Genomic DNA, 15194 nt, shown 5'->3' with positions numbered 1-15194 from the left:
AGCAAGACGCCCTCGCCCCGATGTGATTCGGAGCGAGGGATTCCCGCGGTTGCACTTAGCCGAAGGTGTAGTTCGTCCCCCAGAACTCCAGGGTGATGCCCTCCAGATTTTCGAGGTTCAGCTCCGAGTTGTATGTGTCGTTCACCTCGATGCGCCACCAGGCGAAGGGCCCGACGGGCGCAAACCGGCGCTGGGAGCCGGTGCCGATGTCGCCGTCCTCCATGATTTGAGGCGTCTCCCCATCGCGGTAGCGAAAGCTGATGTGGATGGGGTCGTGGGTGAACTCGTAGCTGGCGCCGTTGGGGTCGACCAGCTCCTCGGTGCCCATCTGGGTGATATCGATGTTGAACACCCCGTCGGCCGTCGAAGCCCCGGGGAGCCACACCCGCGCCTTGTCGAGGCGGATATTGGCCCACCCCGCGAAGGGCGACTCGCTGCGCGGGGTCCAAGGGTAGACCGGCTCGAGCTGGAAGATGACCGCCCCGTCCTGGCGAAGCGCGTCGACCTGCTCGTCGCTCAGCGACAGCTCGACGCTGCCCTGGGGGTTGGACGGGGGCGGAAAGTGCTGCGGCGGGCGGCGAAGCGTCTCGACGGCGCGCTCGAGTTCGCCGAGCAGCTTGGTCTGCGCGCCGCGCAAGATGGCCGCGTTGATCTGCGGGGGCAGGTAGCCGGCGAAGCTCTCCTCGAGCAGATCGTGCTCGGAGAGCGCCCAGAAGCGATACGCCTTCGAGCAGCCATACAGCGTCTGCAACACCTCGTCGCGCGCATCGTAGTACATGCGGGTGATGAAGTTGCTGATCGCGGGCAAGTCGGGGCGCAGCTTGTCGAGCCCCTCGTCGCTCATCTCGTCGAGCTTCTGCTCGTAGTTGGCGATGCGCTGCAGGTACTTCGCCTCGGTGTTGACGATCGCGTTGTAGCGCAACACCAGGTTATTGCGCGCGATGATCGTGTTGATATAGGCGTCGAAGGCCTTGTCGACCGCCTCGAGTTGGTCGCCGAGGCGCTCGCTGAACTCGCCCAAAAACTTGTCGAGCTGCTTTTTGGCCACCACCAGCTTGGCCGCGCCCGGATCGTCGATCTTGACGCTGCCGTCCTTTTGTTGCTCGTAGCCCTCGATGAGCGAGTCGACGTCGGCCTTGCACGAGGCGACGTGCTTGATCAGGTAGCTCTTGTTGACGTCGACGCCCTTGTCGTTGGGCACGGTGAACGCGCCCTTGTAGAGCAGGTCGGTGACCTGCAAGGCGATCATGAACTTCTGGGGGGCGAAGGCGACCATCGTCAGGCCGTTGACCAGGTCGTTGAAGTTGAAGCTGAACCGGGAGGTGATGTCGTCTTTGGCCTTGGCCAACTCCTCTTCGAGGGCGTCCTTTTTGGCCTCGATCTGCGGCTCGTACAGCTCGATGGCCCGGGCGGTGTCGTCGGCCATCCCCTCGAGCATCTCGAGCTTGTTGCGGGCCGCCGAGATCGCGTGGTGGGCCTTGGCGCGCATCGCGCGCAGTTGCTTGAAGGTCGCCTTTTGCTCGGCGAGGGCATCGAAGTAGGCGGTATACGACGCCTCGATGGTCTCCAGGTTGCTCAACTGCTGGTCGAGGATGGAGCGAAGAAAGTCGAGCGAGGTCAACGGCGCCCAGGTGGCGGCGTGGTCGAAGTAGTCCTTGCCCACCTTCATCTGGTTGAGCATTTGGCCGGCGCGATCGTTGATCTGGGCCAACTGCTCGATGCCGGCGTGGATGCCCAACGAGGCCTGCTTGTCGGCGTACAGCGCCCGGAGCGCCGAGTCGTCGTCGAGGTCCTTGGCAAAGGAGGTGCGCTCGAAGACGCGGCGCGCCCAGATGATCGCGCTCTGCAGATGCTCGTCGGTGCCGGTGAAATAGGCCATCTCGGCCTTGGCCAGCAGCATGTCGCATTGGTCGGGGTGGGCGAAGACGAAGTCGGTGGGCCGATCGCCGGCCTCGGCGAGCACGAGGGCGTCAGCGCTGCGCTTGCCAGGCTCGCCGCGACTGCCGTTGTCCCCGTCGCTCTTCGAGCCGCTGCCGCCGACGCCGTAGCCGCCGCCGGAGACGTCCATGCGCTCGACCAGCTCGGAGCGCAGGGCGGCCAGCGCGCCCAGCAGGCCGTAGCCGAGAGCCTGGAGCACGCCTCGCAGCGCGTCGGCGTCTCGGCCGTGGCCGTCGTCGACCAGTTTGGCGAGCTTGGCGGTCTCGTCGGCGAACTGCTCGTCGCCGTCGAGCTGGGCGAGGAGTTGCTTGGCCAACCGCGCGCGCTGGGAGGCGTGCTTGGCGGCCGCACACTCGCGTAGCGTCGCCAGGGCCTTGGCATACGGGTGGGAAAAGCCCACATGCACCGTGCCGCCGTTGCCGCCCGGGCCTCCCGGCCCGCCGGTGCCCTTTTTGGCGTCCTGGCCGGCCCCCCCGTCGCCGCCGGCGGCGTCGTAGAACAGGTGCAGGGCCGAGTCGGACAGCATCTCCAGGTACACGGCGATGTCGCCGCCGGGGCCGCCGGGCCCTCCCCGGTCGCCGTCGCCGGTCATGGCCGGGTGGGGCTGATGTGCTCCGGGCGTGCCGGCGGTGCTCAAGCAAGGCTTCGACCCCGGCAGGGTGTCGATGGTGTGCGTGGCGATGGCCAGCGCGTTGGCGTCGACCTCGCCCGAGACGGTCACGGCCTCGGAGAAGACCACCAGCTCGTCGAGATCGGTGAAGTCGCCGCCCAGGTCGGTGCCCTCGCCCAGCGAGACGGCCGCGTCGAGCGCGGACAAGACGATCTTGCGCCCGCCGACGTCGTAGACGCGGTAGCCCTCCGAGGGCGACAGCAGACTAGCCCCCGCCTTGGTGAGCGCCCGGGCCTGGGCGTGGATTTCGGGTGTCGAGGCGGGGGCGGCGGCCTGCGCCGCCCCCGCGAGTGAGTTATCTAGCGTCGATTCGGTCATGGTCGGCTCCTATTCGCCAAAGACTTCGGCGCGGCGCTCTTCGGCCTGGCGCTCGGCATCGTGTTGCTCGTTCTCGGCGTCTTCTTTGTTCTGCTCGGCCTCGTCGCGCGCCTCCTCTTTGTCGGCGAGGTCATCTTCCTGCTGGTCGAGCTCGTCCTGCTTGTCCGAGATCTCCTGCTCGAGCTCGGCCTTCTCGCGCTCGAGCTCCTCGCGGGTGTCGTCGGGCAGGCTCTCGTCGTCGAGCTGCTCCTCGATCTCGTCGACCCGGTCCTGGCGGCTTTCGATCTCGGAGCCGGTGGCGTCGCGCGCCATCGTGGCCTCCTGGACCTCACGGGCCTTGGCTTCGTAGTCGCGCCGGAAGATCTCGGCCTTGAATTCGGCGGCGGTGGCGCGCTTGACGCTCTCGAAATAGCCGTCGGCGCCGTCGAGCATGGCGTCGATCTTGGCGTCGGCATATTGCTCGAGGACCTGCTCCTTGTAGCTGTCCACGTCGATGAGCTTGCTGATGCCGCCCAGCTCGGCCTCGATGCGCGAGCGGGCGACCTCCCAGAAGCGCTCCTTGAAGCGCGCCTCGAAGGCCTCGGTGACCGAGTCGGGCAAGTTCTCGGCGATTTCGTTGACGTCGAGATCCTTGTAGTTGCGCCGGTTTTTGGTCAGCTCCCGGTTGATCTCCTGGCGCGCCTCGCGGTCGAGATCGGCGGTGGCCTCGTCCCACATCTCCGCGTCGGGATCGGCGGCGTCGATCGCCCGCTCCCGAGCGCGTTCACGAAGCTTCTCGCGTCCTTTGTTGAAGGACTCGGAGATGGCGTTGCCCGCCTTGGTCCCCTTGAGCAGCCCGGCGATGCCGATGAGCACGCCCGAGATGGAGCCGATGAGCGCGATGACCATGACGGCCTGCTCGGTCTCGGCCAGCTCGTGCCAGTGCTCTTCCTCCTCGAAGACGACCATCGTGCCCTTGAAGTCGACCACGGTGGGCTTGGCCTTGGGCTTGGAGGCGGGGGTGGTGATGGTGCCCTCGAAGGTGTTCGCCGCCGGGCGGCCCTGGTCGTCGAAGTGGTCGAGGAAGGTGATCTCGAAGGTCTCGCCGGCGGTGTTCTGCCAGCGGATCTTGTTGCTGGCCTCGACGGTGTAGTCGACCTTCTTGCCGTCGAGCTCCACGCGCTGGCTCTTGGTGAAGACGGTCAGCTTCTTGTCTTCGAAGCGCTGCGGCGCCTCGACCTCGTAGACGCCGCCCCAGATGGAGATGTCGTCGCCCTGCCCGGAGCTCAGCGCCTGGACGGAGGCCTGGATCTGGTCGCCGGTGACCTCGTAGCCGTTCTTGTCGAGCCAGCCCTGCAGCTTGTCGCGGTCGCCGTCGGCCACCAGGTCGAGCACCTGGGCGGCCACCTTGTCCTGGGTGGTCACGTCATGAAGCAGCGCCGAGGCCCCTTTGGTCTGCGGTGTGCTCTGGAGGGTGTTGGTGGAGGCCATCTCCAGCAGGTAATTGGCCGAGACGAGCGCCTTGGGGTTGCCCGTGGCGATCTGGCCAGTGAGCAAGAAGTCGTGGGGCATCTCGATGCCCGTGGACTTGTCGATGTCGATGACGTGCTGGCCGGGAAAGAGCAGGTTGGTGATGGGGAAGAAGCCCAGCCCGCCCAAGTTCAGGTCGATGGCGGGCAAGGACAGGGACAAGTTGTCCGCCTCGAGCTCCGACGGCAGGCTGTTCTGGCCGCCGATGAGGTGGTCGTACCAGGGCAAACTCTGGGCTTCGGTGGAGATGTGGTAGTCGGCCGAGGTGATGTGCAAGTTGGCGCTGGCCACCTCGTCGCTCAGCGAGAAGGGCACCGTCTTGTTCATGGACATCTTCAGGTCGACCTTGCCCCAGGGCACCGTCTTGGCCATGGGAATGATGCGGTTCCACCCCAGCGTCTGCTTGAAGCTCCAGCTGACGCTCATCTTGCCGTCTTTGATGACCAGCTTGATCGGGTCCTTCTTGAGGCTGGCGTCGATGCCGTCGACATTGAAGCTTCCCCAGAAATTGCCGTGCGAGGCATTCTTGATGATGCTCTTGTCGACCGCCACGGTCAGCGCGATCCCCTCGGCGGAGTTGTCCAGGCTGACATGGAAGCCGGCGGCTTCGAGCTGCTTTTTGACGTAGCAGGTGGCGATGAGGTCGTACGAGAAGATGACCGAGGCGGTGTGGCCCTTGGGCACCGGCAGCATCTCGACGTGGCCCGGCTGGAAGGAGGGATGCAGGTTGCCCGGCTGGTTGCCGCTGCCGTCGGTCTGAATGTAGAGGCTGAGCACGCCGTTGTCGGAGCCGCCGGCCGAGGCGAACACGAACGACTTGGGTTGGAGGATGACGTCGCCGTGCGGCTTCTTGTTGGACACGCTCGTCAAGGCGTACTCGACCTGGTCGACGTTTTCGGCGAAATAGGCCTTGAGCTTGGGAAGCACGTAGACGTTGAGAATGTCATCGATCGGCCGAGGCTGGTCGTCCTTTTTCTGCAGCTTGTAGGTGCTCTGGGCCGAGTTGTTGAAGTGCAAGATGATATGCTTTTGCTCTTCCTTGCCCTCGACGAACGCGATGACATCGCCGCCGTGGTCGACCTTGCCGGTCGAGCCGTCCAGCGCGGCCAGCGGCACGGTGACCTCCAGGTTATAGACGTTGTCCGGGATCGGCTTGGGGTCCTTTTTGGCGATCTTGTAGTTGCCCGAGTCGACCGGGATCGTCAGCTTCGCCCATCCCGATTGGCCCGGGACGAACTGCATGAGCGGCGCGCCCAGCTCGAGGGTGACGACCAGCGGGAACTTGTTGTCGGTCAACGGGTCGACGCCCTCGGTGTGGATGACGACCTCGGTGAGCAGCTTGTCGGCGTCGTACTGGCTCTTCAGGACCTGGTTGAGCTTGTCCTCCGAATAGGAGGTGACCACGTCCCAGCGGTTGGTGGTCGGCGCCCCCTTCATGGCGGCGAGCATCTCTTTGAGGCTGGGCGCGGCGAGCGCCTTGTCGGCGCCGAGCTTCGAGGCGCGCTTCTCCAGGGTACGAACGGGCGACATTGATACGGTTTTCGACATCGTATTCTCCATCGGTTTGGTGAGGTTTCTCTCGTTGCGCTTCCCTGTAGAGCAATCCGCATACCAAGGCGCTGCGGCGCGCGCCGAACCCCACACTTTCCCCTGCATTTCCAATCCGTTACCCCTGCAAAAAGAAATCACGGGGCGAATCGACGACGCCCCACGGCCGGCTCACGGCGTCATCCACCGACGCCCGAGTGTCATCGAATGACACTCACTTTGTCGGCGAATGACGCTCGTTTTCAGGGTTGGCTCTTGCACCGAGTGCGCCACCACTGCACAATCGGCGGCGTTCGACATCCTCCAATCCAGCCGTCAGGCGGGTCGACTTCGGCACGCGAACGGCAGCACTTTTCCATCGGGTGTACCGGCGATGTACGCAAGATTACGTCAATTGCTGGAGCGCGTCGCAAACGCATCCAGCTTCGAGCAGGCTTCCGTGGAACTGATGGAGGCCCTCGCCGGATTCTGCCGCAACAACGACGACTTGGAGGCGCCAAGGGGCGCCGAGGTCGTCCATGGCAGCGTTCACCTGCGCTCCTCGCGCGCCTACCGGCGCCTGATCCCCCACGCCTTCGCAACCGGCGGCAAGGCCGGAGATGTGGTGCGCTCGGCGGAGTTGTGGAGTTGGGTAAGCCGATGGCGGCGAGCGTTGATTATCGACACGGCCTTGCTGCAGGTAATCATCCCGAGCGGAGACGGCGAGCGCATGGACCTCGACGCGTCACATGACGACATCGAATTGACCGCCAGCGTGCGCCGCTACCTCGACCAGCAGGCCTCCCACATTCTGGTGCTGCCGCTGCTCGACCTGAGCCAGGCTCTGGCAGGGATGGTCACCCTCGAGTTCGACGCCGCCGACCAGATCGGCGAGGTCTTTCCGCCACCAGCGCTCGTCGAGACGTTGCAGACGGTCGTCGACGCCGCCGCGCCGCGGCTGCTGACTCGCCCGCCGCGAGCCAACCAAGGCTTCGAGACCGATGAGCTCTTGCCGGTGGCCGGCCCGACGATGACGCCGGTGCTCGAGCTTCTGGCGGCCTTCGCCCGCCACGGCGAGACGCTGTTGCTGTCGGGCCAGACGGGCACGGGCAAGTCGAGGCTGGCGCGCTGGTGCCACGCGCAGTCCCCGCGCGCCGACGGGCCCTTCGAGGTGCTCGACTTGATGACCATCCCGGAGACGATGCACATGGCGAGGTTGATGGGCTGGAAGCGCGGGGCCTTTACCGGCGCCACCAGCAACGTCGACGGCGCCGTCAGCCGCGCGCACGGGGGAACGTTGTTCATCGACGAGATCGACAAGCTGTCGGCAGATACCCAAGCCGGACTGCTGCAACTGTTGGAAGACCGCTCCTACCGGGTGCTCGGAGACAACGGGGGAGACCGACGCGCCGACGTGCGCTTCATCGTGGGGACCAACGTCGACTTGATGAGCCAGGTCGAGGCCGGGCGGTTTCGCCGCGACCTGTACTACCGCATCCACGTGCTTCCGGTGCAGGTGCCCGCGCTCGACGAGCGCAGCGACGAGATCGCCGACTGGGCCCGGTTCATGCTGGCGCGTTGCAGCCAGCAACTCGACGCAGGCGACTGGAAGTTCAGCGAGTCGGCGCTGCTCGAGCTCGAAAAGCAGTCTTGGCCGGGCAACTTGCGCCAACTCGACAACGTCGTGCGACGCACCCACATCATGGCACGTGCGCGAGGAGGAGAAGCGGCGGTGACCCGCGCCGACGTGCTGCGCGCGTTGGCCATGGAGAACCCTACCGCCCCGTCGATCAGCGACCATCTGAGGCGTGCGGCCCACGCCTTCGTCCAACTCGCGCTCACCGGCGACGGGCACGGCCGCCCCCTGAATTTGGAGTTAGCCGACGCCTTCGCCGGGCACGTGCTCGACCAGGCCGTCAAGTGCTCGCCGAGCAAGGCCAAGGCCTTCGACCTGGTCGGTTTGGGCAATCTGGTCGAACACAAGAACCACTACCGTCGCTATCGCAAGGCCCAGGAGGACATCGCCGCGCTGGAGCGCCGCGAGGCACAGGTGCACGCGATGGGCCCATTGGCGTCCGAGGAGGCGAAACACCGTGGAGCCGACTGACGAACTCGACGGACGCTACGCACTCGAAGAGAAGCTCGTGGCGTGTCACGACGCGGAGGTGTGGCGGGGATACGACCGACACACCGGCCGCCGGGTGGCCGTCAAGATTGCGACGCTCGAACACGCCGCGCTGACCGAGCGTTGGCGAGAGGCGGCGATCCTGCGCCGACTGCAAGTTCCGGGCATCGTCCAGCTCCTCGACGAAGGCATCGCCCAAGGACGAAGCTATTTGGTGACCCCGTGGGTCGAGGGCGTCGACTTTCCGGGCCACCAGGATGCCGACGAGACCTCGGCGGCCGACGGGTTGGTCGCCGTGATCAACCAGGTGGCCGAGACCCTCGTCCAAATCCACGCGGCCGGCATCGTCCACGGCGACCTCAAGCCGGCCAACGTGCTCGTCGACCGGGACCATCGAGCCACCGTGCTCGACTTCGGACTGTCGAACTGGACCGCAGACACCGACGAGCTCGCCCGTGTGGGCCGACTGCACGGAACGGCCGCGTACATGTCGCCCGCCCAACTTCGGGGGGCCAAACCGACCGTGGCCTGCGATTGCTACGCCTTTGGAGTGATGTGCTACGAAGCCCTCAGCGGCGCCAAGCCCCACCCAACCGCGTCGTTGCCCGAGCTGATGCGCGCCCGGCTGCGCACCCCCTCGCCCGCGCTGGAGTGCCGTCATCCGGCTATACCCCAGGCGGTGCTCGACGCGGTGCGAGGGTTGCTGTCGGCCAATTCCGCCGAGCGGCTCCAGAGTCTTCACGCCCTGCGGCGCTCCCCGCCCGCCTGCCCCTCGAGTGCGGTACGCAAGCTCTGGAGCAGCTTGCCCTTCGTGACCGAGGCGCGCCGAGACATCGAGGCCCAACGTCGGGTACGCCTGGGACTTCGACACGGGTGCCGCCCGGGGGACTGCCGTCGCGCGCTGGCCGAAGCGTTCGCATCCTGCGGCTGCCAAGTCGTCGCGCTCGGCGCCTCGAAGATGCCCTTCGGGAGCATGCCCGCCGAGCTGCAGGGTGCTCTCGACCCGGGGGCAACGCTCGACCAGGCGCGCGCGACGTATCGGGCCCACCTGGCCGAGCTGTTGGCGAACGACGGACGCGTCCTCGTCGAGCCAGGAGTCGACGCCTGGACGGGGCGGCTGGTCGACGAGTTCGACCGACACTGCGGAGTCGTGCGCATCCAGCTCGACGCCGACGAGGCCAGCGTCGAGGCCCGTCCCCCTCGGCCCGAGCAACTCGTCGACTTGTTCGACGGACCGGAGCGGCTCCACCGCGTGCGGAGCCGGGCTGCACAAATTCTATGGGAGCAGACCGGCGGGCATATCGACGCAATGGTGCGCCAGTTCGCGCGCTGGCAACGGCGCGGCCTTGTCTTCTGGCGCCACGACAAGTGTGAGGTGAGCCCGGCGTCGCTCGACCACATGCGCGAACCTCTGGCTCCGGCCCCACTGCCCCCGCTTCCGCCGAAGAGTGAGGTGGGCGAGTTCGGCCTCGAGTTGATGCGTTGGCTGCACCTGGGCGCGGGTCGTGCGTCTGACGAGCAACTGGCGAGCTGGCTGGGCGCGGCGCGCTGGCGAGTGGAGGCGGAATTGGAGACGTTGCTCGAACGTGGCTACGTGCGCGTCGAGCCCGACGGCTCGCGGGCGCCGGCCTACGATCCTCTCGGCGAGATGACGGTGACCTCGGCGAACCTCCAGCACATCCACAAGACATTGGCCGGCGCGATCGAGCCGGGAAGCCCGCAGCGGTTCTGGCACCTGCTCTGCGGTGACAGCGTCGACGCCATCGCTGCCGAGGGCCCGCTGGTCGCCCGGCACTATGATCGCCGCGGCGACACGCTGCGGGCGATCGCCGTGCTCAGGCAGAGTTTGGCGATGTTGCAGCGCGCACGCCACGTAGCGCCGGCTCGGCGGCTGCTCGACGAATGGGCTACGCTCGCCCTGGCGACCGGTGAACCGCAGAAACTCGAGGGTTGGCTGCGCTCGGCCGACCATTGGCGAGCAGACCACCTCGAGTCGTCAAAGGTCTACGAGCTGGTGTACCTGGCGCGGCTAGGGTGCCGGAGCCCATCGCCCGAAGTGCTCGACCGTATCGACCAACTCGAGGCTTTCGACGACTGGCAACTCGAACTGCGCCGGCAGATGTACCGCGTGCGCGTGGCCTCCGCCTGCTCGACGGCGCGCTACGAAGAAACCCTCGCCGACATCGAGCCGTGGGTGGAACAGGTCGACCAGCGCGAAGTCCACGGGACCTACGCCGGCTGGATGGGTATGCTTCACTTTCGCGAGGGGAGATACGAGCAGGCAGCTCGATGTCACCGCCGGGCGGCGGCGACGAAGAGCCGTCCGACCGCGAGACTGGCGTCGATGATCGCCGAGGCGACCGCGCGACTCGAGCAGCTCGACTACGAGCGTTGTTTGGAGCTGGCGAGCGAGCACCTCGAGCTGGCACGGAGAGTCAACCACGTGCACTACCAGGCGCGTTTGGAGTACCTGCAGCGTGCGAGCCTCTATCGGCTCGGCCGGCCGCTCGATGTCGACGAGGGATGGGTCGACGCGGTCGAACTCCTCGGCCTGCCCAAAATCTCGGGCTTGGTGGGGCTCCTCGAGGCCGCCATTGCGTGGCGAAGCGGCGATCTGGCGACCGCGGCGCGTTTCGCCGACCTCGCCCATCGGCGATGGGCAGATATCAAGCACCGTTGGGGAGCGCTGTTGGCGAGCGCGCTGAGCTGGTCGTCTCGTCGTGGCGCGACCGCCGAGGGCGCCGAGATCCTCGCCCAATTCGCCGCCTGCCCGCTCGAGCGCATCACCTGTCAGGGAATCGCGCTCGTCGCCCAGCACCTCGACACACTTCCTGCGTGGGCCGAGCAGCGCGTCCAGCACCACCTGGCGAACACTCCGGAGAACCGAGACCACTTGCGCCTCGAAATCCTGAGTCCCGCCGAGCTCGCGCGCATGCTCGACGAGCACGCGCGCTGATGCAGTGACTCACTCCTCCCAAGGCTCGTAGTTCTCTTGGATCTTGGCACGGTGGATATCCGGCCCGAGTTCCCCATTTTTGTGGACCCACTCCAAGAAGGCCTTGGAATTATCGACCCCGGACATGGCGACCGGCTCGAAGATCACCGTCGGGCCGTAGGGAAGCGGAAGGGGAACCTTATCGAGGAGCACGTAATAAGAGGTCGAGCTGCCCTCGGCGTGCTCGACCCAGGTGTAGCCGACGCGGGCGTCGCTGGCATCGTCTCGCAGGCGAATCTCGAAGGGACCAGAATCCAACTCGGTAATGGGCATGACATGTCCTTGAGGCAAACAGATATCCATTCAAACATACACTTCAGTGGGTCTTAGCGCGGCCACGCCGAGTTATGCAGATGCGAGGCGACCGCCACGCGCGACCCGCGCTCAGATTAATGGCGCAGTGCTACCCCGTAAAGAAATTCGAGTCGGCTACTCGCGCATCCACAGGCTCGTGCGCCAGAGGCGACATCGTGTGGGGTTGACTCACACACCTGTGTGCTCATAAAAGGCGGGTACCTTTGCCTGAATCGCCCCTTTGCAATGCGAGAGGAAGCATATGTCTGACGAATTGACCAGCTGGCCATTTGAAGAAGCACGCAGCATTCTCGAGAAGATCGAGCGCGAAGAGGCGACCAATCGCAAACACGAGCATGTGCTGCTCGAGACTGGCTTCGGGCCCAGCGGGCTGCCGCATATCGGCACGTTCGCCGAGGTGGCGCGTACCACCTGGGTGCGCCACGCCTTCGAGCACCTCTCGGATCTGCCGACCAAGCTGTACGCCTTCTCCGACGACATGGACGGGCTGCGCAAGGTGCCCGAGAATATCCCCAACCAAGACCTGATCTTGGAGCATCTGGGCAAGCCGCTGTGCGATATCCCCGACCCGTTCGAGGAAGAGGACAGCTTCTCGGGCTACATGAACGCCAAGCTGCGCGGCTTTCTGGACTCGTTCGGCTTCGACTACGAGTTCAAGTCGTCCAAAGATCAGTATCGCGGCGGGGTGTTCGACGAGGGCCTGGTCAAGATCCTCGAGAATTACGACGCCGTGCGCGGGGTGATCACCCCGACGCTTCGCAAGGAGAACCGCGAGGCGTGGAGCCCGTTTTTCCCCATCTGCGAGAGCTGCGGCAAGGTCTACACCACGCGGGTGACCGACATTCACCCCGAGGACGGCGAGATTTCGTACGCCTGTGACCAGAGCTTCCGCAACATCGACTCGTGCGGCCACGAGGGGCGCATGTCGGTGACCGGCGGCAACGTCAAGGTCGGCTGGAAGGTCGACTGGGCGCTGCGCTGGTACGTGTTCGACGTCGACTACGAGATGTACGGCAAGGACCTCATCGAGTCGGCCGAGCTGAGCGCGAAGATCGTGCGCAAGCTGGGCGGCGAGCCGCCGGCGGGCTTCTTCTACGAGATGTTCCTGGATGAAAATGGCCAGAAAATCTCGAAGAGCGTGGGCAAGGGCCTCACCATCGACGAGTGGCTGCGCTACGGGCCGCTCGAGAGCCTGGGCTGGTTCATCTTCCAGAGCCCGCAGAAGGCCAAGAAGCTGTACTTCGAGGTGATCCCGCGCAGCGTCGACAAGTTCTTGGAGGCGCGCCAGGAATTTGGCCGCACCGAGGGCGAAGAGCAGCTCGACAACCCGACCTGGTTCGTCGAGCACGACAAGGTCGAGGCGGGCGACGACGTCGGCTACGAGGCCGACATCTCGTACTCGATGCTCTTGAACCTGGTGAACGTGCTCAACACCGACGACAAAGAGGTCGTCTGGAAGTATATCAAGCGCTACGACGAGGACGCCGACCAGAACAAAGAGATCATCGACGACATGATCGACCGGGCGCTTCGCTACTACCGCGACTTCGTGCTGCCCACCAAGGAGTACGAACTGCCGGCCGACGAGATGATGCCCGCCCTCGAGCAGTTCCGTGAGTTCCTGGAGGGCTACGAGGGCAACGACGCCCAGGAGATCCAGTCGGCGTGCTACAGCGCGGGCAAGGAGAACGAGGTGAGCCTGGGCAAGTGGTTCCGCACCCTGTACCGGCTTCTGCTCGGCCAGGATCGCGGCCCGCGCGTGGGCACCTTCGTCAGCGTCTACGGCGTCGACGAGACGCTGGCGCTCATCGACGAGCGATTGGAAGAAGGCGTTTGAGTCGTTCGTTGTAGGCGTTGCAAATCGTTGGAAGCCTTGCAGAGTTAGAGGCGCCCTCTAATTAGGCAATTAAGGACATAAGGGTTGCGAGTTGCCATATGGTCTCGGTTCGCTGCCCCTATGTCCTTAATTGCTTATGTAGCAGGCCTTCGAGAACCGAGACGCCAAAAAGAGCACAATCTTCACAGCCGATACACACTATGAGCGACAAAGTCATCAAGCTCGACAAGCACCGCCAGAACTCCCCGCTCGACCATATCGAGCGCAGCCTGCCGCCCGGGGAGCCGGCCGACCAGGTCAAGGCCATCATGGAGATGGACGATCCGGTCGATTACCTGCAGAAGTTGGACGCGCAGGTGTTCTACGGGCTCATCAAGAGCGCCGGCTGGGACCAGACCTACGACCTGATCCACTACGCCACGCCGCGCCAGATCCAGAACTTCGTCGACTTCGACTGCTGGACGCGCGACCGACTCATCGCCGACAAGATGGACAAGTGGCTCGTGGCGCTGGTGTCCGAGGCGAGCGACGCCAAGCTCAAGCAGGTTTGCCGCGAGCTCGACCCGGAGGTGCTCTCGATCTATTTCAAGACGCACCTGCACGTCGAGGAGATGGACGAGGGGCGCATCCCCGACCACCTCGAGGGCAATATCGCCACGAGCCCCGACGGGGTGTACGCGCTGGTGCTGCCCGACGACGAGGACAAGGCCGCCCTGCTTCGCACGCTCATCGACCGGCTCTACGCCGCCGACCGCGTGCTCGCCTGGACGCTCTTGGAGGCGGTGCGCTGGGAGCTGATGAGCGAGATGGAGGAGTTTGCGTACAAGTGGCGCAACAGCCGTCTCGAGGAGTTTGGCTTCGTCACCCGTGAGGAGGCCGTCGAGGTCTACTCGTATATCGACCCGCAGCGCTACCGCGAGCGCGTCGAGTCAGGCGCCAACCCCGACGAGCATGTCGAGCGCCTGCAGCCCGAACATCTCGACTTGCCGGCCGTGCTCGAAGACGAGTTCGACGACGAGGAGTTCTACGCGGTGCGCGCGCTCGCCAAGGTCGACGACCCCGAGGTCGTCCAGCGCGTGGTCTACCAGGTCGGCTCGCTGACGAACCGCACGATGATCGCCGACGGCATCGAGCCCGGCGAGGTCGAGAGTGGCCGCGAGGTCATCCGACGCACGCTCGGGTATTTGAGCCTGGGGCTCGAGTTCTTGAGCCGCGCCAATATCGAAGTGGCCGCCGGCCACCTGGCCGAGCTGCCAATCAAGCGCATCTTCCAGGTCGGCTTCTCGCTGCCCCGCAAGCTGCAGGCCCGGCTCGAGTCTCTGGAGCACCGCCCCACCCTGTCGATCGTCGAGGGCGACCGCTATTCGCTGCTCGACGGCTCGGAGCGCGCGCTGGCCGACTCGCTGTCGCGCCCGCGGCCGACGTTTGCGTGGGACGAAGTGACCTTCGAGATCTTCAAGTCCCAGGACCAGCTCGACTCGGCGGCGTTTCGCATCGGCATGATCGCCTTCAAGCAGGTCTGGCTCTTCGCCGTCGAGCGCCAAACGCTCGACACACTCGCCGAGTTGGTCTACGCCGAGGACACGCTCAACCAGGCGGTCGCGGTGACCTTTGACACCTTTGTGACCACCTGGCTGGCCAACTTCTTGCTCGGCGGCGAAGCCTCGCTTCGGCCCCTTCGCCCCGGCGGACTCAAGCGACTCACCAAGGTCGTGCGTGAGGCGCCGTGGGACAAAGACGGCAAGGCGTTCTTCGAGCCGCTGTTGGAGCGCGTCTCCGAGAGCATTCCCGTGGCCTCCAACCGGCTGTTCATCCGCTGGATCAACCAGGCCCTCGAGCGCCTCGAGCACGAGTTTGGCAGCGTGACCGCCATCGACAATCCGGCGGTCTTCCAGGAAGTGTTGCTGGTGGCGAAGTAGGCCGGAGTTCACTATAGTCCTCGCGTGACACGCACATTTTG

The 15194-nt window shown here is 65.3% G+C and carries 7 protein-coding genes; 4 read left to right on the top strand and 3 right to left on the bottom strand.

Annotation, left to right across the window (positions count from 1 at the left end; translation table 11 throughout):
- Positions 1 to 55 precede the first annotated feature (55 nt).
- The gene (locus FIV42_RS19930; RefSeq protein ID WP_141199389.1) at positions 56 to 2926 is read right to left on the bottom strand and encodes a hypothetical protein; all 2871 of its coding nucleotides are present in this window, start codon (positions 2924 to 2926) and stop codon (positions 56 to 58) included.
- Between the two features lie 9 nt (positions 2927 to 2935).
- Complete coding sequence (locus FIV42_RS19925; protein WP_141199388.1) at positions 2936 to 5983, bottom strand: hypothetical protein; 3048 nt, start codon at positions 5981 to 5983, stop codon at positions 2936 to 2938.
- Between the two features lie 448 nt (positions 5984 to 6431).
- Between FIV42_RS19925 and FIV42_RS19920 the strand changes: the two genes are divergently transcribed.
- Together FIV42_RS19920 and FIV42_RS19915 are read left to right on the top strand one after the other, a co-directional pair.
- Positions 6432 to 8069 carry a sigma-54-dependent transcriptional regulator gene (locus FIV42_RS19920; RefSeq protein WP_246099105.1) on the top strand — a complete coding sequence of 546 codons (1638 nt, stop codon included), beginning with the start codon at positions 6432 to 6434 and terminating at the stop codon, positions 8067 to 8069.
- On the top strand, positions 8056 to 11043 hold the full coding sequence (locus FIV42_RS19915; RefSeq protein WP_168210794.1) for a serine/threonine-protein kinase: 2988 nt from the start codon (positions 8056 to 8058) through the stop codon (positions 11041 to 11043). Before FIV42_RS19920 ends, FIV42_RS19915 begins: the two co-directional genes overlap by 14 nt.
- Before the next feature lie 9 nt (positions 11044 to 11052).
- Here the strand turns inward: FIV42_RS19915 and FIV42_RS19910 are convergent, their stop codons facing one another.
- Positions 11053 to 11355 carry a hypothetical protein gene (locus tag FIV42_RS19910; RefSeq protein ID WP_141199385.1) on the bottom strand — a complete coding sequence of 101 codons (303 nt, stop codon included), beginning with the start codon at positions 11353 to 11355 and terminating at the stop codon, positions 11053 to 11055.
- A 283-nt stretch (positions 11356 to 11638) separates the two neighbouring features.
- Here FIV42_RS19910 and FIV42_RS19905 point away from each other — a divergent pair, with 283 nt between their 5' ends.
- Together FIV42_RS19905 and FIV42_RS19900 are read left to right on the top strand one after the other, a co-directional pair.
- Positions 11639 to 13234, top strand: a complete 1596-nt coding sequence (locus tag FIV42_RS19905; protein WP_141199384.1) for a lysine--tRNA ligase — start codon at positions 11639 to 11641, stop codon at positions 13232 to 13234.
- Between the two features lie 200 nt (positions 13235 to 13434).
- Positions 13435 to 15153, top strand: coding sequence for a DUF6178 family protein (locus tag FIV42_RS19900; protein ID WP_141199383.1), 1719 nt, complete (start codon positions 13435 to 13437; stop codon positions 15151 to 15153).
- Positions 15154 to 15194 lie beyond the last annotated feature (41 nt).

It is taken from the genome of Persicimonas caeni (genome assembly GCF_006517175.1).
GTDB classification, from domain to species: Bacteria; Myxococcota_A; Bradymonadia; order Bradymonadales; family Bradymonadaceae; genus Persicimonas; species Persicimonas caeni.
Note: the sequence above shows the minus strand (reverse complement) of the source record. Positions and strands in the feature narration are given on the sequence as shown.